19 protein-coding genes are annotated in these 19,072 nt (G+C 47.5%); 11 read left to right on the top strand and 8 right to left on the bottom strand.

Going from position 1 to position 19,072, the window contains the following annotated elements:
* Nucleotides 1-99: 99 nt before the first annotated feature.
* Complete coding sequence (locus tag BDI_RS10845) at nt 100-996, top strand: HEPN domain-containing protein (protein ID WP_011966741.1); 897 nt, start codon at nt 100-102, stop codon at nt 994-996.
* On the opposite strand, the gene BDI_RS10850 is transcribed toward BDI_RS10845, so the two are convergent.
* On the bottom strand, nt 962-2,035 hold the full coding sequence (locus tag BDI_RS10850) for an alcohol dehydrogenase (protein WP_011966742.1): 1,074 nt from the start codon (nt 2,033-2,035) through the stop codon (nt 962-964). The genes BDI_RS10845 and BDI_RS10850 overlap by 35 nt on opposite strands.
* Before the next feature lie 173 nt (nt 2,036-2,208).
* On the opposite strand from BDI_RS10850, the gene BDI_RS10855 reads away from it, so the two are divergent.
* Nucleotides 2,209-2,751 carry a flavodoxin gene (locus tag BDI_RS10855; protein WP_011966743.1) on the top strand — a complete coding sequence of 181 codons (543 nt, stop codon included), beginning with the start codon at nt 2,209-2,211 and terminating at the stop codon, nt 2,749-2,751.
* Nucleotides 2,752-2,757: 6 nt separating this feature from the next.
* A complete protein-coding gene (locus BDI_RS10860) occupies nt 2,758-3,318 on the top strand; it encodes a flavin reductase family protein (protein WP_005854312.1) in 561 nt (186 codons plus the stop codon).
* Between the two features lie 73 nt (nt 3,319-3,391).
* Here BDI_RS10860 and BDI_RS10865 read toward each other — a convergent pair whose 3' ends face one another.
* Nucleotides 3,392-4,687 (bottom strand): TIGR01777 family oxidoreductase, encoded by a 1,296-nt coding sequence (locus BDI_RS10865; protein ID WP_005854310.1) that lies wholly within the window; start codon nt 4,685-4,687, stop codon nt 3,392-3,394.
* Nucleotides 4,688-4,772: 85 nt separating this feature from the next.
* On the opposite strand from BDI_RS10865, the gene BDI_RS10870 reads away from it, so the two are divergent.
* Genes BDI_RS10870 through BDI_RS10900 form a run of 7 tightly spaced genes read left to right on the top strand, consistent with a single transcriptional unit; the run spans nt 4,773 to nt 10,946 of the window.
* A complete protein-coding gene (locus BDI_RS10870; protein WP_005854308.1) occupies nt 4,773-5,600 on the top strand; it encodes an SDR family NAD(P)-dependent oxidoreductase in 828 nt (275 codons plus the stop codon).
* Between the two features lie 14 nt (nt 5,601-5,614).
* A complete protein-coding gene (locus BDI_RS10875; RefSeq protein ID WP_005854301.1) occupies nt 5,615-6,172 on the top strand; it encodes a GNAT family N-acetyltransferase in 558 nt (185 codons plus the stop codon).
* Nucleotides 6,169-6,714 carry a GNAT family N-acetyltransferase gene (locus BDI_RS10880; RefSeq protein WP_005854299.1) on the top strand — a complete coding sequence of 182 codons (546 nt, stop codon included), beginning with the start codon at nt 6,169-6,171 and terminating at the stop codon, nt 6,712-6,714. The genes BDI_RS10875 and BDI_RS10880 overlap by 4 nt, the downstream gene beginning before the upstream one ends.
* Nucleotides 6,715-6,721: 7 nt before the next feature.
* Entirely contained in the window at nt 6,722-7,186 is a 465-nt protein-coding gene (locus BDI_RS10885) for a GNAT family N-acetyltransferase (protein ID WP_005854297.1), read from the top strand.
* Nucleotides 7,187-7,242: 56 nt separating this feature from the next.
* The gene (locus BDI_RS10890) at nt 7,243-7,755 is read left to right on the top strand and encodes a hypothetical protein (RefSeq protein WP_005854295.1); all 513 of its coding nucleotides are present in this window, start codon (nt 7,243-7,245) and stop codon (nt 7,753-7,755) included.
* 3 nt (nt 7,756-7,758) lie between these two features.
* Entirely contained in the window at nt 7,759-9,300 is a 1,542-nt protein-coding gene (locus BDI_RS10895; RefSeq protein WP_011966744.1) for a family 43 glycosylhydrolase, read from the top strand.
* Nucleotides 9,300-10,946 carry an RluA family pseudouridine synthase gene (locus BDI_RS10900; protein ID WP_041525671.1) on the top strand — a complete coding sequence of 549 codons (1,647 nt, stop codon included), beginning with the start codon at nt 9,300-9,302 and terminating at the stop codon, nt 10,944-10,946. The genes BDI_RS10895 and BDI_RS10900 overlap by 1 nt, the downstream gene beginning before the upstream one ends.
* Here BDI_RS10900 and BDI_RS20300 read toward each other — a convergent pair.
* The 5 genes from BDI_RS20300 to BDI_RS10920 all read right to left on the bottom strand — a co-directional run bounded on the left by BDI_RS20300 (nt 10,914) and on the right by BDI_RS10920 (nt 16,338).
* The gene (locus BDI_RS20300; RefSeq protein ID WP_008773647.1) at nt 10,914-11,117 is read right to left on the bottom strand and encodes a hypothetical protein; all 204 of its coding nucleotides are present in this window, start codon (nt 11,115-11,117) and stop codon (nt 10,914-10,916) included. The genes BDI_RS10900 and BDI_RS20300 overlap by 33 nt on opposite strands.
* Complete coding sequence (locus tag BDI_RS10905; RefSeq protein WP_011966746.1) at nt 11,086-12,459, bottom strand: MATE family efflux transporter; 1,374 nt, start codon at nt 12,457-12,459, stop codon at nt 11,086-11,088. Before BDI_RS10905 ends, BDI_RS20300 begins: the two co-directional genes overlap by 32 nt.
* Before the next feature lie 207 nt (nt 12,460-12,666).
* Nucleotides 12,667-14,943, bottom strand: coding sequence for a GH92 family glycosyl hydrolase (locus BDI_RS10910; protein WP_011966747.1), 2,277 nt, complete (start codon nt 14,941-14,943; stop codon nt 12,667-12,669).
* A gap of 86 nt (nt 14,944-15,029) precedes the next feature.
* A complete protein-coding gene (locus BDI_RS10915) occupies nt 15,030-15,623 on the bottom strand; it encodes an acyltransferase (protein ID WP_005854280.1) in 594 nt (197 codons plus the stop codon).
* 10 nt (nt 15,624-15,633) lie between these two features.
* Entirely contained in the window at nt 15,634-16,338 is a 705-nt protein-coding gene (locus BDI_RS10920) for an SAM-dependent methyltransferase (protein ID WP_005854278.1), read from the bottom strand.
* A 53-nt stretch (nt 16,339-16,391) separates the two neighbouring features.
* Between BDI_RS10920 and BDI_RS10925 the strand changes: the two genes are divergently transcribed.
* Complete coding sequence (locus tag BDI_RS10925; RefSeq protein WP_011966748.1) at nt 16,392-17,789, top strand: methyltransferase RsmF C-terminal domain-like protein; 1,398 nt, start codon at nt 16,392-16,394, stop codon at nt 17,787-17,789.
* Between the two features lie 116 nt (nt 17,790-17,905).
* Here the strand turns inward: BDI_RS10925 and BDI_RS10930 are convergent, their stop codons facing one another.
* Nucleotides 17,906-18,910 carry a DUF4837 family protein gene (locus BDI_RS10930; RefSeq protein WP_005854274.1) on the bottom strand — a complete coding sequence of 335 codons (1,005 nt, stop codon included), beginning with the start codon at nt 18,908-18,910 and terminating at the stop codon, nt 17,906-17,908.
* Between the last annotated feature and the right edge of the window lie 162 nt (nt 18,911-19,072).

Raw genomic sequence — 19,072 nt, forward strand, 5'->3', positions numbered from 1 at the left:
CAGCGCACCGCTTTTAGCTATCGTAAAGGCTATCGGGACAGAACAATGTTCATTGAAAGTAAAAAGTGATTACAAACAATTTGCATAGATAAACAAAGAATGAAAACATCCATCAATTACCTTCCCGAACAAAAACGGGATGACCTCAGAAGAATTGTAGAGTGCGTACTGGAAGTACTTCCCGATTGCGAGATGATCATTCTCTACGGAAGTTATGCCCGGAATACATACGTTGACTACGACCAACGCATCGAATACGGTATCCGCACCTGTTTTATGAGCGATTATGATATTTTGGTAGTTACCAATACCCGTTTCCAAAGATATATTATCAATCACATCTTGAGCAAGGCCACCGATAATTACTACAAAGGGAAGAACAGATACGCATCCACCACCGTACAATTTATAGACGAAAGCATCGACGACTTGAATAAAGCCATCGATAAAAACCGATATTTCTATACCGATATCAAGCGAGAAGGTATCATGCTTTACAACAGCGGCCGTTATAAGTTGGCCCGCCGTCGTAAACTGAACTATCGGGAGATAAAAGAGTTGGCGGAGGAGTATTACAACGACAGGTTTGAACGTGCGAATGATTTTTTACGAAATGCAATGTATGACAAAAACGACGAGAGATATAAAATATGTTCTTTTCATTTGCATCAAGCTTGTGAGAATTATTACAACAGCATAATCTTGACTTTTACATTGTATAGTCCCAAAGAGCATAGCCTAATAACGTTATCCGGCAGAGCCAAAACGCATTCCCTAGAGTCATCCGAAGCCTTTCCCCGGGATACGGAAGAAGAAAAACGACTTTTCGATTTGCTGCAGGACGCATACGTTCAGGCTCGTTATAATTTACACTTCCGCGTCACTAAAGAAGATATCGAGGCGCTTATCCCCAAAGTAGAACTGCTCCGGGATATCACACGACAATGTTGCGAGGAGAGAATCAAAGTGTATGCGGCAAAACAAAGACAGGTTTGATGAGATTCCCCTCAATCGCCACCTTTATAACCCCATCCAACCTGTTTTCGAAGATACGGTAAGCCTCCTCAATCTCGTTCAATGGAAACTTATGGGTAATAAGAGGCGTCGTGTCTATCTTACCTTCTTCTATTAGGTTAAGAATCTCGGCGCAATCGCAGCCATCCACCCCACCAGTCTTGAACGTCAAGTTCTTGCCATACATGTCTGGCAAAGGAAGAAGCTGAGGTTTATCATAGAGGGCTACGATGGTGACAATGGCGTTCGGACGGGCACAATCCCATGCCAAGCGGAAGGTATCCTCACTCCCCGCGACCTCCAATACGACATCCGCACCGCCATGATCGCTGTTACGAAGAACAAATTCCTTACAGTTTTTGGGATCTGTCACCAAGACTTCTGGATAACGCTGACGAACGAACCGGGCCCTTTCCGGAGACTTCTCGCAAACAATAATACGTCGTGGCTTCTTCAACAACACGCACAACAAAGTACAGATCCCCGTAGGACCAGCGCCAATAATGAGAACCGTATCCTCCTCTGAGACCTCCGAGATGCGGGCAGCCCAAAAACCTGTCGCTAACACATCACCGACCAGCAAAGCCTGCTCATCACTGACCGTATCTGGGATACGATTCAAGCCTCGATCCGCATAAGGAACCCGGACATACTCCGCCTGCCCCCCATCGATACGACAGCCCAACGCCCAACCGCCATTGGGATCGGTACAATTATTGACATATCCACGCCGGCAGAAGAAACACTCTCCGCAAAAGGTCTCGACATTCACGGTCACCCTGTCACCCGGCTTGACTGCAGTAACATCGGCACCCACCTTTTCCACCACACCAACCATCTCATGCCCAACGGTTATTCCGGGTACCGCACGTGGTACGCTACCGTGTTTAATATGAAGATCGCTAGAACAAATGCTACCCAAAGTCACTCGTACGATAGCGTCCCGTGAATCCTTTATTTCCGGTATCGGTTTCTCCCGCAATTCAAATTTCCCTTGTTCAATATAAGTGTACGCAAGCATGATACTTCCTTCTTTTTGTTAATCGCCTTACAAAGATAAGGATCGTATCGCCAAAAATATCAGATATATCAGTAATTTGGGTACAAACTGTTTCATTTTTCTCTCCTATCTTTATCGCCATAAATACATAGCATTCTCGTAATGAATATAAAAACAACAAAAATTCAAGAAGTATGAAACGAATCGTATTATTCATGGTCATGGTCTCAATGGTATGTATCGCCTCTTATGCGCAAAAGGCTGCCGAAGGGACAAAAGTTTTAGTGGCTTACTTCTCGGCAACGGGAAATACTGAAAAAGCGGCCCAACAAGTCGCGTCTATTGTCAGCGGTGATCTTCACAAGATCCAACCTGAGAAAAGCTATACCTCCGCCGATCTGAACTGGCGGGATAAATCCTCACGCAGCAGCGTAGAGATGGACGATCCGACATCACGACCGGCCTTTATCGATGATTTGAAGAACCTAGCGGAGTATGACACCGTTTACCTAGGATTTCCCATCTGGTGGAATCAAGCTCCAAGACTCATCAACACCTTTTTGGAGAAATACGATCTCTCGGGCAAAACCGTTATCCCATTCGCCACATCAGGCAGCAGCAATATCTCGAACGCAGAGAGTGAATTGCGGAAAGCCTATCCGGATGTGAACTGGCAAAAAGGGAAGTTGATGAACGGAGCGACAGAAGAAGATATCAAGAATTGGACTAAAAAATAAATGATTATGAGAAAGAATTTTGGTGCGAAGCCTTTGAGCTATCCGCAACCCGTATTTATTATCGCCACGTATGGAGAAGATGGAACTCCCGATGCGATGAACGCCGCTTGGGGCGGTATCAGTGAGATGAATGAGATCAGCATGTGTCTTAGCGCCGGTCACAAGACAGTTAAGAATATCCTGAAGCGTAGAGCTTTCACGGTAAGCATGGCAGATGCCGATCATGTCGTGGCTTGTGATTATGTAGGCATCGTGTCGGGCAATAAAGTTACCGACAAGTTTGCCAAAGCAGGATTTCACGCTACAAAATCAGACTTCGTAGATGCTCCGTTGATCGACGAATTGGCCGTGGCTATCGAATGTAAATTGAAAGATTACGATCCGGATACTTGCATACTCCGTGGCGAGATCGTAAATGTCAGTGTTGACGAGCGTGTACTTGATGAGAACGGCAAGGTGAATGTAGCTAAAGCCGCTCCCATCATCTTTGATCCATTCAACAACGACTATTTGAGAGTGGGCGAAAAGGTAGGAAATGCCTTTTCCGATGGAAAACAATTGAAATAAATGACAGGGTAATAGCAATTAGTATTGATAGTAGCCTAGATTACTATCAATACTAATTTTGGAAACTATGTAATCAAATTCTGTTATAAACCAATTTAGAGATATCATATCCTCGTTTCATTATCTTGCCAAGCAAATCTTCCATAACCGCTTCCGGCAAGGATTTATCACGACTCAAAATCCAGAGATACTTGTCAGAACTGCTGCCTACCACAACATACTGATAATGTTCGTCGAGTTCGAAGATATAATAATCTGAATAGAACCATAAAAAGAAAGCGACTTTCAATTTACCCGGGCTATTTTCTGGTTCTGGCTGTTTCGCCCGGCCTACTGCTTTTTTATGGATTCCATCTTTAAACCCCTCGTTTTCCACACGGATTCTTCCATCCGATCGCAATGTATAAGTAGCCGTAACATCCGTCATACCTTTCTCGAAATGATTCTCGTAACGGGCGATCTCATACCACCGTCCCATATACCGGCGGACATCCAGTGCCTGCACGGTACGATGATCTGTTATATTCATAAGCTTTTCTATTGTCGGATAATCATATGTAAAACCAGACTCCAATAATTTCGTAGGATGAACCGTTTGCCCCTCCGTTACAAACGAGGCTCCTTCACCGAACATCAGTCGGAAAATGAATGTAGGCAAAGGCATAACCCAACGGGTTCCATCCGCTCTCGCCAGCGCATATGCCAGTTGCTTTTGGGTGATGCATTGCGGAGAGACAAGATTGACCACTCCTCTCAACGTACTATTTTGTATCATAAAATCAAAAGAGCGGCACAAATCATGCACGCTGATCCACGGAAAACTCTGTTGGCCATCGCCTATCACCACACCTATCCGGGAGAGACGTTGCAAATGAAGCATCTGTCTCAATGCCCCGCCATCCTCCGAGAGTACGACCCCGAACCGGGCAATCACAAGCCGCACATCCGGCAAACACGCCCGCGCTTCCTTTTCCCATGCGCCACATAACCGGGCCAAGAAATCCTCACCTTGCCGATTGTTATATTCGTCATATTCTCCGGATGTGGGATAATAGCCTACGGCAGAAGTTGATATAAACAACTTTGGGAGAATATCCCGGGTATTTATGGCATTTACCAACTGATGGGTTGTCCGGATTCTACTATCATATAATTCTTGCTTATACGCTTTTGTCCAGCGCTTATTAATGGAAGCACCCGCCAGATTAATGACCACATCACACGATTCCACACGATGGCATAGCTCATCGAAATTCTCCTCCTTGAACAGGTTCCTTCCTAAAGGAACCACCTCATCACCCTTTTCCGTGAAAAAAAGAGTAAGATGCTGTCCTATGTATCCACTCGCACCGCTAATCGCTATTTTCATGATTCTAAATGATCTTTACCTTATAAACAAGCGCACAACCTATTTAGTTAAACACTATATTTGTTCTTTCAACTAATAATGGATCATGGCAGACAACTATTTGGAAAAAAAATACGAGCAATATCAAGTCCGGAAAACCTCCGGGACAAGAACCAGTCACAATACGAAGACACTCCATAAAACAAGAAGAGTCTTCATTACCGGTGGGGCCGAGGGGATCGGAAAAGCCATCGTGAGAACGTTCAGGGGAGCCGGCCATCGAGTAGCGTTCTGTGATAAAAACGAAGCATCAGGAAAAGAGACCGCATTACAAACCGGAACTCAATTCTTTCCCGTGGACGTTAGCGATAAGACCGCATTGGAGGATTGCCTGCAAAAGATCATCGAGGAATGGGGCGATATCGATATCATCATCAATAACGCGGGTATCAGCCAGTTCTCATCCATCACGGAAACGAGTGTAGAGGATTTTGATAAGATATTATCCATAAACCTACGTCCCGCGTTCATCACTTCCCGGCGATTAGCGCTCCATCGGCAATCTCTCGAGACCCCCAATCCATACGGCAGGATTATCAACATCTGCTCTACCCGTTACTTGATGAGTGAACCCGGTAGCGAGGGTTACGCCGCCTCTAAAGGAGGTATCTATTCTTTGACGCATGCGTTGGCCTTATCGCTCTCGGAATGGCATATCACGGTAAACTCTATCGCTCCCGGTTGGATACAGAATAACAATTACGACCAGCTTCGTCCGGAGGATCATGCTCAACATCCATCCGGACGGGTGGGCAAGCCGGAGGATATCGCCCGTATGTGCTTATTTCTCTGTCAAGAGGAAAACGATTTCATTAATGGCGAGAATATTACGATTGACGGTGGGATGACCAAGAAAATGATCTATCTCGACTAAATAAACATCCGTATATGACACAAACATCGAATATAGAAACCAACCGTCTTGTGCTCCGTCCTTTCAGCGAAAGCGATGCTCCTGATGTTTTTGAGAGCTGTAAGAATCCAAACCTAGGCAATAACGCAGGATGGAAACCTCTCGAAACGATCGAGGAGACAATCGATGTTCTAAATGCCATTTTTATCGGGAAAGAAGGGGTTTGGGCTATCGTATCAAAAGAGACAAAACAAGTCATTGGCTCCATTGGCATCATTCCCGATCCAAAGCGGGAGAATCCGCATGCCCGCATGCTGGGATATTGGCTGGATGAGAAATACTGGGGACAAGGCTTCATGAGCGAGGCAGTGAAGAGCGTATTGAATTACGGATTCACCCAAATGGGTTTACATTTGATCACGGCCAATTGCTATCCTCATAATCAACGTTCACAACGTGTATTACAGAAAAATGGATTTATATACGAAGGGCTGCTTCACCAAGCGGAGTTAATGTATAATGGGCAAATATATGACCACCTGTGCTATTATCTTGAGAATCCGTCCTTATCCCGTAAAAACAACATCTTATGATTGTAGTAATAAAGGATTTATATACGCTCAAGAGCTGGGAAGATCAAGACACCGAATCCCTAGCCTTCCATTTGAACAATAAGAAAATCTGGGATAACTGCCGGGATGGATTACCTTATCCTTATACAAAAGGGAATGCCCGCTTCTTCATCAAACAAGCGCAGGAGAAAACAGATATATCGGATTTTTGTATTACGGTTGGTGGCGAGGCTATTGGTAACATTGGTTTTGTGAGAGGTACGGACGTAGAGCGTTTCAATGCGGAAGTGGGTTATTGGATTAGTGAGAAATACTGGAATCAAGGAATTGTTTCGGATGCGTTAACCGAGGCCATCCAGTATTATTTCGCGCATACGGAGGTTATTCGTATATTCGCCACGGTCTACGAATATAATCCGGCCTCCATGCGAGTATTAGAAAAAGCTGGATTCAGGAAGACCGGCATTTTCAGAAAGGCTTGTTACAAAAACGGACAATTCATTGATGCGCATCATTTTGAATTGGTAGCAGATAAGAAACTAGAAGAGAATCAAAAAGAATAACATATCTATGGAAATTCGACAATTACCGGCAAATGAATACGATAAGGCATTAGACTTATCTCTGGACGTTTTCATCGAATGCGGAAGAAAGGATTTCGATGAAGAGGGGCTGGAAACTTTCAAGAATTTCATTTATAATAAGCAACTAGTAAATGAATTAACCTTCTACGGAGCCTTCGATGGAGAGTCTTTAATTGGCGTAATCGCGACAAAAAACGAGGGAAAACATATCTCCTTATTCTTTATCAAACCGTCTTATCATAGAAGAGGAATCGGTAAACAATTGTTCAAGACCGCGATCTTAAATCAGCCCGTATCAGAAATGACGGTTAACTCCTCTTCTTACGCAATCCCCATCTACAGAAAGCTCGGATTCGAGCCTGTCTGTGAGGAGCAGGTGACGCATGGGATGAAGTATACGCCGATGAAACGAATGGGAACAAAAGTAAGAGAATTAGAGAAAGTTTGCTAAAAAGACTATAACTTTACGGCATAAAAGATCGAAAGATATAAGATTCAATGTTGTAAATGGATTTAAGAGAGAGATTATCTGACCGCATCCACATAGAGGATATCCATGAGATATTGCGATATGTGCAAGGAAGCCAGAAACGGAAATCGGAACTATACGGTTTGATCTTCGATCCGGACGAGACCATCGGTTATCAAGCGTTATGGGCCTGTAGCCATTTTTCCGCAGATGAGAATAAATGGCTATACGATAAACAAGATGAATTGATAAACGAGATTCTGGTCTGCAAGCATCCCGGTAAACGACGTCTTCTATTGAATTTGCTTTTACGACAGCCTCAAGCGAATCCCCCACGGGTGGATTTCCTGAACTTCTGCCTAGACCGGATGCTTTCAGCGAAGGAATTACCCGGTGTGCAAACGCTTTGCATGAAACTGGGATATGAGTTATGCCGTCCCATTCCAGAGCTATTACAGGAGTATAAGACACTACTCGATCTGGCGGAACCCGATTTACTACAAATCTCTTTGCGAACCGTACGTAAGAACATCTTAAAAAAAATACGATAAAACATGAGAAAGATTTTCACACTATTCTTCTGTGCCGCCTCCTTGGCCACAGGACTAGCGCAACAAGAATCCTATTTTACCAATCCCGTGATCCACGGTGACGTAGCCGATCCTTCCATTATTCGGATCGATCAGACTTACTATATCACCGGCACCTCCTCGGAATGGGCCCCCTATTATCCGGTTTTCACCTCTACCGATCTGGTGAACTGGCAGCAAACCGGACATGTATTCGACGAGAAGCCGGAATGGACTAAGTCCTCTTTCTGGGCTCCGGAATGGTATCAGCATAAAGGGAAGGTATATGTCTATTATACGGCCCGGAAGCAATCGGATAACATCTCGTGCATCGGTGTTGCCGTGGCGGATTCACCTACGGGCAAGTTCAAGGATCACGGCCCGGTGGTAGAGTTCGGGAAGGAAGCGATAGACGCATTTATCTTGGAGGATAAAGGCAAACTTTACATCAGTTGGAAGGCTTATGGATTGGATAACCAACCCATAGAGTTATTGGCCTGTAAGTTGACGGACGATGGGCTTCGCCTAGACGGAAAGCCTTTCAGCCTGCTGCGTGACGATGAGCGTCAAGGTATGGAAGGTCAGCATTGGTTCAAGAAAGACGGATATTACTATATCATCTACTCCGTGAGAGGCTGTTGCGGCCCGCAGAGCGATTACGCCGTATCCGTGGCTCGCTCGAAGAAGCTGGAAGGTCCTTACGAGAAATACCTAGGAAACCCGATCTTGCACGGAAGCAAGGAGGTTCTCTCCATCGGTCACGGAACGATTACGACTACACCGGACGGACGCATGTATTACCTATGCCACGCTTACCAGCCGGGAAGCGGCTTCTACCAAGGTCGCCAACCTTACCTGCAAGAGGTGAGAATGGGTGAGGATCATTGGCCTCACTTCGTAACCGGGGAATACGCGAGCCGCACGCAACCCATGCCATTTGCCGAGTCCGCACAAGTGCCGGTATTCGATTTCTCGGATGATTTCACCGGTGCGACCTTGCGTCCCGAATGGAGTTGGAACTATCCTTACACGGATGTCAAGACCGAGATCAAGAACGGTAAACTATCTCTATCCGGAACACCGAAACCCGGCGTAAAGACCGGAGCGGCACTTTGTTTACGCCCAACCTCCCCGAATTACACGTTGGAAACAGCGATCGTAAACCGGAATGACAGTTGGAAAGGAATCACGATGTACGGAGACGCAAATAACCTAATCACCTGCGGATGCGCAGGAGACCGTTTGATATTGAAATATATCTTAGAGGGGAAAGAACATCAATTGGCCGATCTTCCTCTTCCCGCCTCGCCTTTATATCTACAGATGAAAGTGACCGACGGTACGCATAGCACGTTCTACTGGAGTAAGGACGGACAAGCATGGAACGAGATCGTCGGCGAAGCTCTCTCCGCGAAAGAGACCCGGTCGTTGATCCAATGGGATCGTATCTCCCGTCCGGGATTGTATCAAGAGGGAGATCCTACGGCACCGGCCGTTTACGCTTATTGTCTATTAAAAAATGAATGATGGAATCTAAGTTTCACACGTTTGCCCAACCGATACAATCGATCCCCTTACCGGAACGATTCACGTATCCTTTTCACTATACACCGCATCCTCTATGCGTAATAGCGGCTGAGGAGACGCAGGCATACCTGAAAGAACGAACCGAATGGCGGGAAGAGTTACAAACCGGAAAAATGTTCGGCGTATTGGTGGTTCGTACTCCCGCCGGAGAGGTCGGCTATCTGGCTGCGTTCTCCGGTAACCTAGCGGGGAAGAATGTACATCCTTTCTTCGTCCCCCCGATCTATGACCTATTACAACCGGATGGTTTCTTCCGGCAAGAGGAGGAGCAGATCAATGAGATCAATGCCCGTATCCGAACCCAGCAAGCCTCTCCAGCTCTCGAAGACGCACGGTCGAGGTTACAAAGCACGATCGAATACTGCGATTTCGTATTACAGGCCGCAAAAGACTTGATGAAAAAGAGGAAAGAGGAGCGCGACCGACTTCGGCAATTCCCTCTCACGGAAGAAGAGACCGCACTTCTTATTAAAGAGAGCCAACACATGAAAGCCGCTCACAAGCTAACCAAGAAATCATTGCGGTCTATACTGGAGGAGGATCAAGCTAAGGTGGATCGGCTTGAGCAGGAGATCGAGCAACTGAAGCAAGAACGCAAGCGACGGTCGGCGACCTTGCAACGCAAGTTGTTCGAACAATTCCGAATCCTGAACGCCCGGGGCGAGGTGAAGGACTTATGCGAACTGTTCGCTCCTACCTCACAAGGTACGCCGCCTGCCGGAGCGGGTGAGTGCGCCGCCCCTAAACTCTTACAATACGCCTACCAGCATCAGTTGGAACCGATCGCCATGGCAGAGTTCTGGTGGGGCGATTCTCCCAAGACGGAGATTCGGCACCATGGGTATTATTATCCGGCTTGCAAAGGAAAATGCGAGCCGATCCTCCATCATATGCTACAGGGATTGCGGGTAGATGAGAATCCGTTATTGGCGGACTCTCACCGGGAGACGAAACTGGATATCCTTTATGAGGACGACTATTTGTTGGTCATCAATAAACCGGAAGGTATGCTCTCCGTTCCCGGCAAGGGAGACGCGGACTCCGTCTATCAAAGGCTATCGATCCTTTACCCGGAAGCCACCGGCCCAATTATCGTACATCGCTTGGATATGGCGACATCTGGCTTACTACTCGCCGCCAAGACCAAAGAAGCGCATCAGAACCTGCAAGCCCAATTCAAGAACCGAACCATCCAGAAAAGGTATATCGCCTTATTAGAGGGCGAAGTTCCCCAAGATGAGGGTGAGATCCGTCTCCCGCTATGCCCCGATCCATTGGACAGACCCCGACAAATCGTAAGCGAAGAATTCGGGAAACCTGCCCTCACGCACTACCGGGTATTGGAACGGACTTCAGGAAAAACCCTTATCGCCTTTTATCCCCAGACCGGACGTACCCACCAGCTACGGGTACACGCCGCCCATCCCCTAGGTCTTCATTGCCCCATCCTTGGCGACGAGCTTTACGGACGAAAGGCGGAACGGCTCTATCTGCACGCTGAATATCTAGCATTCACGCATCCTATCACTTCCGAGAGGATAGAGATACAAAAATCACCGGCATTTCCTAGGTGCCCCATGCCATGAGCATCCTAGGCAAAATACCTCTGTCAAGTCAAATCCGGACAGATCTGCGGCAGGATCTTTGGGAACGACCTCCCCATTCTCGTAAACATACACTAAAAGACGTTCCCCGTCTGCATTCTTTACATACATAGAAGGGATATCACACTGCGGACACCGATACTTTCTCATCATCTAATCTTTTCTTTATCTTTTTATAAACATACAAAAACGCAGGTATCAAGAATAAGTCAGCGGCGACCCAAGCCAACGGATCACCGAAGCAAACGCCTAAGAACCCAAAAGCGGGAACCGCATACAAGCTCACCAAGATACGTGCGATCATCTCTGAAACACCCGAGAGCATCGCAAGGTTGCTGAAACCTACCCCTTGTATCGCATAACGCAAGATACACAGTAGCCCGACAGCCGGGAAGAACCAGCAAGAAATATGCAAAAACTGCTCCGTATAGTCCAGTATCTCGACCTCAGATGGAGCCACAAACAACAAGGCCAGCCAACGAGACCCCAGCATCAAGATCATCCATGTAGCGGCGGCATACGTAAGCATCATCAACGCACTTACCTTAATTCCCTGCAAAATACGCTCTGGCTTTCCCGCCCCATAATTCTGTCCGCAATACGTAGCCATGGCGATACCCAAACTCTCAAAAGCGCAAATGAAGAACATCTTGATACGGGCGGCGGAAGTAAAGGCAGCGACACAGGCCGTGCCCAAGGCGTTATTGGCGCTCTGCAACATGATACTGCCAATGGCGGTAATAGAGAATTGCAATCCCATCGGAACCCCCATCGCCAACAAGGTACGGGCCAGCCCGGCATGGAACCTTCGGTCCTCAGAGGAAGTAGCCCGTAAGATCGGGAATTTCCGAAGCATATATAAATAACATAGAATGGCGGAAAGCCCTTGCGAGAAAACCGTAGCGATAGCCGCTCCCATCACGCCCCATCCTAACCCCAAGATGCAGAATAAATCCAAGAAAACATTCAAGACCGTAGAGAACAGCAAGAACCAGAACGGAGTCTTGCTATCTCCCAAAGCCCGCATGATACTTGCCAACAAATTATAGAAGAATGTACAAGGAATACCGATAAAAGTAACAAACAAATAATCATAGGCCCCATCGAAGATATTCCCGGGTGTCTGCATCCCCCGCAAGATATCCCGGCAATAGAAACCGGAGACAGCGGCGATCACCACGGACATCACCGTAGCCAATTGCAACCCCACCGCCACGTAACGGCGCATCGTCGCATAATCCCTCGCCCCGAACTTCTGAGCTACCGGGATGCCAAAACCGGCGCAACATCCGTTACAGAATCCCAGAATCAAGAAAATCACCGAGGTACTGGCTCCTACGGCAGCCAGCGAATTAATACCTAGAAATTTACCAACGATAGCGGCATCGATCAGAGAATAAGTCTGCTGAAGTAAGTTCCCTAGCAATAACGGCATCGTGAAACTGAATAGAAGAGGGAATACAGCTCCCCCCGTCATCTCTTTTGAGTTTGCCATACATCTAACAAATAAAAGGATTTAAGAAAGACGGATAAGTCGCTACAAAGGTAATCAATCACTAATAAAAAACAATTCCCGCCCGCTATTATTTTAAGCGGTAGTCTACAAGAAACAACAATGCCCATCGTAAGGTCTTTACAATGGGCATCGTAAGGTGCTTAGAATGCCTATTGTAACAGGCTTACAATGGGCATCATGGTTTTCTTATTCCAACGAGAAAGAATAGGGGCGATCACTATCCTGAGTACCTCGCTGTTTATTAGGGGTATCGCTCATTTGGTATTGAATTTTCGCACCACCTAGCAACTGCTCGTGTGTCAAGAAATTGCGGGTATATGTCTTGCCGTTTACTTTCATACCCTTGATGTAACGGTTCTCCCGATCAGCCTTGTCCGCTTGGATCAACACCTGCTTTCCGTTATCCAGATGGAGTTTTACGGATTTGAACAAAGGGGTACCTAATACATATTGGTCGGTACCCGGACATACGGTATAGAAGCCTAAGGCAGAGAATACATACCATGCGGAAGTCTGTCCGTTATCCTCATCGCCGCAATAACCATCCGCCTCAGCGGTATAGAGCTTATGCATGATCTCGCGCACCCAGTATTGGGCTTTCCAAGGCTCGCCGGAATAGTTGTATAGATACACCATATGCTGGATGGGTTGGTTGCCATGGGCGTATTGTCCCATGTTCATTACTTGCATCTCACGCATCTCATGGATCATACCGCGGCTATCCATACCCAAACGACTAGGCATCTTGAAGACGGAATCCATCATATGATTGAATTCCTTCTTTCCTCCCATTAAGTCGATCAGGCCTTGCGGGTCGTGGAAAACACAGAAACTCCAATGCCAGCTGTTTCCCTCGCAGAAATCACGGCTCCAGTCCGTACCTTTAAAAGTCGGATTGAACTCGCCCTTATCAGAGCGTCCGACCATCAACTTATATTTTGGGTCGTACACATTCTTATAGTTGTTAGCCCGTTGCTTGAAGATATCGATCTCGCTTGCCGGCTTGCCAAGTTTTTTGCCCAAGGTATAAATCGTCCAGTCATTATAAGCATATTCCAAGGTACGAGCCACGTTTTGTCCGATACCGATATTATTCGGTACATAACCCAGTTTATTATACTCCTCGTAAGCGACACGACCGGAAGCCGTTCTCGGCAGTTGGCTATTCGCGTCATGCTTCAAGGCTTCCCAAAGCGTCTCGATATCGTATCCTCTCAAGCCTTTGATATAAGCGTCAGCTACCACGGAAGCGGAGTTATTGCCGACCATGCAATCCCGGTGGCCCGGACTTGCCCATTCCGGCAAGAAACCGCTCTCTTTATAAGCGTTCACCAAACCTTCCTGCATCTTTTGGTTCATCTCCGGATACATCAGGTTCAAGAAGGGGAAAAGACAGCGGAATGTATCCCAGAAACCGGTATCGGTAAACATATAGCCCGGCAAGACCTCACCGTTATAAGGGCTATAATGCATGACTTGCCCTTTGGCATCGATCTCATAGAAGCTACGGGGGAAAAGCAAGGAACGATACAAGCAAGAATAGAAAGTACGCAAGTTATCGATGTTCGTATCCTCTACCTCGATCTTACCTAATTCCCGGTTCCAGATTTCCTTCCCTTTGGTCACTAGCTGATCGAAACCAGTATCTCCCACCTCACGCAAGTTTAACTCGGCCTGCTCGGTGCTGATGAAAGAAGAAGCCACATTGGCATGCACCACCTCGCCGGCCTTTGTCTCAAAACCGATGATAGCGCCGGCATGGTTTGTCTTCACCTCCGACTCATCCAACTGGATCGCCCCGTTCTTAACCGTAGAGGAGAACGTGAATGGCTTATCGAATTGGATCACGAAATAATTCTTGAAGTTACGGGGAACACCGCCCGTGTTCTTCGTGGAATAACCGATGATCTTACGTTCCGCAGGCAATACCTTTATATAAGAGCCTTTATCGAAAGCGTCGATGACGATATACGCTTTCTTGGTTTCCGGGAATGTAAAGCGGAACTTAGCCGCACGTTCCGTCGGAACCAACTCGGTAGTCACGTCATGATCGGCCAGATAGACCTTATAATAATAAGGTGTAGCTACTTCCCCTTTGTGAGAGAACCAGCTAGCCCGTTTCTCCTCGTCGAAGACCAAGCCTTCGGTAGTAGGCATAATGGAGAACTGCCCGTAATCGTTCATCCACGGGCTCGGTTGATGGGTTTGCTTGAATCCCCGGATCTTATCCGCGTCGTAACGATAGGTCCAGCCGTTGCCCATCTCGCCGGTCTGGGGAGTCCAGAAGTTCATACCCCAAGGCATGGCCGTGGCCGGATAGGTATTTCCGGTAGATAATTCGTACTTGGATTGGGTACCGACTAACGTATTCACGTAGTCTACAGGATTCTCCACGGCGGAAAGCTGCATGCAGCAGGCTATCCCTATCGCTAAGAACCCTTGCTTGAAAAAAGATGTTTTCATGTTTGTATAGAATATTAATATTGTCTGTATTGTAGAGACGGGGCGTGCCCCGTCTCATCCCTGCAAAATAGTAATTTAAGATATTATCAGTCTGTGGGAGACGGGGCACGCCCCGTCTCTACAACTTGGTGATTGTGTAGGCGGTAACGTTGGCCGCTTTCCGGACAAGTAGCGAATCCTTCGGAGTCAAATACAAGGCGATGGCCGTACTCGCTTACCCAACCGATCTGGCGGGATGGATTTCCTACGACCAGCGCATAAGCCGGAACATCCTTCGTTACCACCGCCCCGGCACCGATCATGGCATACCGCCCGACCGTATGTCCACAAATAATCGTAGCGTTAGCTCCGATCGAGGCCCCCTTGCCAATCACCGTCTCCTTATACTGGTCTTTCCGAGAGATAGCGCTACGCGGATTGGTTACATTTGTAAACACGCAACTAGGCCCCAAGAACACATCATCCTCGCAAATCACCCCCGTATAAATAGACACATTGTTCTGTACCTTCACGTTATTCCCTAAGACCACGCCCGGCGATACGACTACATTCTGGCCGATATTACACGCCCTGCCAATCACGCATCCCGTCATGATATGGGAAAAATGCCAGATATGGGTTCCTTCCCCGATCTCACAACCGGCATCGATTACCGCTGTCTCGTGCGCTTGATAACTCATATCAATCCTCTTATTTATAGATTAGGAAAATAGTAGGCTTCTTGCTCAGATCGGGAACTTTACCCGCCCATTCCTTGACCGGGCGAGTATGGATATACTCATCCTCACAGGTTATATTCGAGGCGATACACAGTTTCGTAGACGGACGGCACGTACGGATCAACTCCTCGGCCAGTTTATTATTCCGGTAAGGAGTCTCGATAAACAATTGCGTCTGATGCTCGGAATAGATCCTTCCCTCCAATTTCTTGATCGTGTTCGTTCGCTCGGAAGCATCAATCGGCAGATAACCGTGAAAAGCGAAACTCTGTCCGTTAAAGCCCGATCCCATCACCGACATCAAGATAGACGAAGGCCCCACCAACGGTACCACCGGATAATCCTTCCGTTGGGCGATAGCTACTACGTCAGCACCCGGATCAGCGATCGCCGGACAACCCGCCTCCGAGATCACGCCTACGCTCTCGCCTTTCGCCAAAGGAGCCAGATAACCAGCTACTTGTTCCGGGGAGGTATGTTTATTCAGCTCATAAAATGTCAAGTCATCGATCACGATCCCCGGCTCCACCTTTTTCAAGAAACGGCGTGCCGTACGCACGTTTTCCACGATAAAATGCCGGATGGATAAGATCACGTCACGGTTGTACTCTGGTAAAACACGGCGATGTTCCGTATCGCCCAAGGTAACTGGTATAAGGAAAAGAGATGCTCGCATACTGTTTGTTTTCCGCGAAAGTAGTATTTTTGCCGCAAACTAACAGAATAATCATGGCACTTCCTATTGATTTTATTACCCGTACACGGGCTTTACTTGGCGAGGAGTTCGATCGTTTAGAGGCAGCGTTAAGCGCTGATGTTCCCGTAAGTATCCGTATCAACCCGATGAAAGGGACTCCCGCTCCCAAAGCAGGTGCTCCAGTCGCTTGGTGCGAGAGCGGTTTTTATTTGCCGGAACGGTTGTCTTTCACCTTCGATCCTCTATTCCATGCGGGGGCCTATTACGTGCAGGAAGCGTCTTCCATGTTTCTGGAACAAGCGATCAAGGCATACGTGAAAGAGCCGGTACGTTGCCTGGATTTATGCGCCGCCCCGGGTGGCAAGTCCACGCATCTGGCGAGCTTATTGCCGGATGGAAGCCTGTTAGTGAGCAATGAGGTGATCCGCAGCCGGAGTTATGTATTGGCCGAGAATATCGCTAAATGGGGCCACCCGGACACGATCGTTATCAATAATGACCCGGAGGAGATCGGAGAGGCATTGCCTCATCTGTTCGACGTGATCGTCACCGACGTACCTTGTTCCGGTGAGGGCATGTTCCGGAAAGATACGGATAGCACAGGCGAATGGAGCGTAGATAACGTACGGCTTTGCGCCTCCCGTGGGCGGCGCATCATCCATGATATCTGGAACGCCTTGAAACCCGGAGGTATCTTGATCTACAGTACATGTACCTATAATACGGAAGAGGATGAGGAGAACATACATTATATAATAGAGGAGCTGGGAGCCGAGGCATTGCCTATCCCTACCCAAGAGGAATGGCAGATCACCGGCGCCCTCCGGTTTGAACATCCGGTTTACCGCTTCTTCCCGCATAAGACACGGGGCGAAGGCTTTTTCCTCGCCGCCCTCCGGAAAGCGGAAGGCGAGATCGAGGAGATTCGTGTCAAGTCCAAAGGGAAAAAAGAGCGGGGAAAAGCCGCTCCGTCCATCCCACAGGAGGCCCGTCTGTTCCTTTCGGATGAAACTTCGTTTTCTCTCGAATGGAACGGCAGTTTCCTTCGAGCGTATCCCAAAGCCCATTCGGATCTATTTTCACTCATCAATGCCAAGCCTTTACGGGTACTTTCCGCCGGTATTTGCCTAGGAGAAGCGAAAGGGAAAGACTTTATCCCGTCTCAAGAGCTGGCTTTAAGTACTGCCTTAACTCCCAACGCATTTCCATCCGTGGAACTGGAATGGGAAGACGCTATTAAATTCTTAAAGAAAGAGGCGCTCGTCTTACCCTCCGGCATAGATAAAGGATATGTGTTGGTACGCTACCAAAGACTTCCGCTAGGTTTTGTAAAGAACCTTGGCAACCGGGCCAATAACCTGTATCCGCAAGAGTGGCGTATACGGACGGGATATATTCCGGAGGAAATCAAACTATTTTTAGGACGATAAGACCACTATATAGGCATAAAGCCACACGTATATACGTATAAGACCACACTTACGTACGTGTAGGCCGATGCGTATATACGCATGAGGTTACGCCTATATACGTGAGAGAATCAATCCTAATCCACGAATCGCAACGTAAACAAGGCGGCCTCCATCCGGCGGATCAAGTTCGCCTTTTTTGATTCCGGGGCATAGACAAAGCTTTCCGCTACAATAACCCGCCCTTTTTTCTTGTCGAGCAGGGCATGGCTGACAAACGGGCCGCCCATCTTATCTCCTTCCATACGCCAAAGACCACGCAATACGCCGCGGTATTCGCCACGGTAGGTGATCGGCTCGTAAGAAAGCTCGAAGCGCTTCTCTGTCTTCATATAAGAATTCGGGAAAGAGCCCGGTACGTTCCGCCTCACTACAGAATCACGCATAGCGACCAGATAATCTTCGGTAAATGCCTCTTGAGCCGTATAGGGAAAACTATATACCAAGATATCAGTCCGTCCCCGATTTGCGTTATTCGAGCCCCAAAAGAAATCGGTCTCTTCCTTATAGGCCGACATATCTTCCGGCACGAACAGCGAGATACCGAAACGGGACTTCAACTTCTCATTGATCCAACTGCTATGGCTCTTAGAAAGTCCAACTATCCAACGTTCCCTTTCCACTCGATTGAAATGGTTGACCAACCGTCCTTCATTTAATAAAAGGAACTCGGTTAAAGCAGCGGTAGTCGGAGCATACAGAGTCACAACATTCTGACCGCTGGCCCATTCATCGGGACTCTCTCTTGTTCCAGCTTTCGTATACCGGTTAGGATCTACGGATACGATCAAGATATTTCGTACGTATCGTAATAAACCGGAAAAGCCCGATGGCTCCGAATAGGTGACACGCATAGATGCTTCCGCTTGAGGCAAAGCAGGTATCGGCGCTCGCAATTGTTCTTGCAGCAACTCCCCCACCTCACCATTCCATGCGTCTCGATCCATTACAACCACCACCTCGAAAGGCCATCCGGTAGCCCGCCGTAGCGAGGCCACCGGAGAGGACGAAGTCCAATCACAAGCGGAAAGCCCCACCATTAGGCTAAGGCTGATCCATAGTAGTACAGTTTGTGTTCTCATAGCATTCCTGATTATTCGTTCTTAAAAATTAAATCACACACCGCAAAAGTACAGGAAGGATCGTAAAGAGGAAAGAAATGGTACCGGACAAAACAAGCGAACATCAAACAACTAATAATCACACATATAAACCACGCAATGGGAGATAAACGGATAATATTG

The organism is Parabacteroides distasonis ATCC 8503, assembly GCF_000012845.1.
GTDB classification, from domain to species: domain Bacteria; phylum Bacteroidota; class Bacteroidia; order Bacteroidales; family Tannerellaceae; genus Parabacteroides; species Parabacteroides distasonis.

Coding starts and splice junctions, on each gene's coding strand:
- BDI_RS10845 (WP_011966741.1), top strand. CDS start 100: ATGAAAACATCCATCAATTACCTTCCCGAACAAAAACGGGATGACCTC.
- BDI_RS10850 (WP_011966742.1), bottom strand. CDS start 2,035: ATGCTTGCGTACACTTATATTGAACAAGGGAAATTTGAATTGCGGGAG.
- BDI_RS10855 (WP_011966743.1), top strand. CDS start 2,209: ATGAAACGAATCGTATTATTCATGGTCATGGTCTCAATGGTATGTATC.
- BDI_RS10860 (WP_005854312.1), top strand. CDS start 2,758: ATGAGAAAGAATTTTGGTGCGAAGCCTTTGAGCTATCCGCAACCCGTA.
- BDI_RS10865 (WP_005854310.1), bottom strand. CDS start 4,687: ATGAAAATAGCGATTAGCGGTGCGAGTGGATACATAGGACAGCATCTT.
- BDI_RS10870 (WP_005854308.1), top strand. CDS start 4,773: ATGGCAGACAACTATTTGGAAAAAAAATACGAGCAATATCAAGTCCGG.
- BDI_RS10875 (WP_005854301.1), top strand. CDS start 5,615: ATGACACAAACATCGAATATAGAAACCAACCGTCTTGTGCTCCGTCCT.
- BDI_RS10880 (WP_005854299.1), top strand. CDS start 6,169: ATGATTGTAGTAATAAAGGATTTATATACGCTCAAGAGCTGGGAAGAT.
- BDI_RS10885 (WP_005854297.1), top strand. CDS start 6,722: ATGGAAATTCGACAATTACCGGCAAATGAATACGATAAGGCATTAGAC.
- BDI_RS10890 (WP_005854295.1), top strand. CDS start 7,243: ATGGATTTAAGAGAGAGATTATCTGACCGCATCCACATAGAGGATATC.
- BDI_RS10895 (WP_011966744.1), top strand. CDS start 7,759: ATGAGAAAGATTTTCACACTATTCTTCTGTGCCGCCTCCTTGGCCACA.
- BDI_RS10900 (WP_041525671.1), top strand. CDS start 9,300: ATGGAATCTAAGTTTCACACGTTTGCCCAACCGATACAATCGATCCCC.
- BDI_RS20300 (WP_008773647.1), bottom strand. CDS start 11,117: ATGATGAGAAAGTATCGGTGTCCGCAGTGTGATATCCCTTCTATGTAT.
- BDI_RS10905 (WP_011966746.1), bottom strand. CDS start 12,459: ATGGCAAACTCAAAAGAGATGACGGGGGGAGCTGTATTCCCTCTTCTA.
- BDI_RS10910 (WP_011966747.1), bottom strand. CDS start 14,943: ATGAAAACATCTTTTTTCAAGCAAGGGTTCTTAGCGATAGGGATAGCC.
- BDI_RS10915 (WP_005854280.1), bottom strand. CDS start 15,623: ATGAGTTATCAAGCGCACGAGACAGCGGTAATCGATGCCGGTTGTGAG.
- BDI_RS10920 (WP_005854278.1), bottom strand. CDS start 16,338: ATGCGAGCATCTCTTTTCCTTATACCAGTTACCTTGGGCGATACGGAA.
- BDI_RS10925 (WP_011966748.1), top strand. CDS start 16,392: ATGGCACTTCCTATTGATTTTATTACCCGTACACGGGCTTTACTTGGC.
- BDI_RS10930 (WP_005854274.1), bottom strand. CDS start 18,910: ATGAGAACACAAACTGTACTACTATGGATCAGCCTTAGCCTAATGGTG.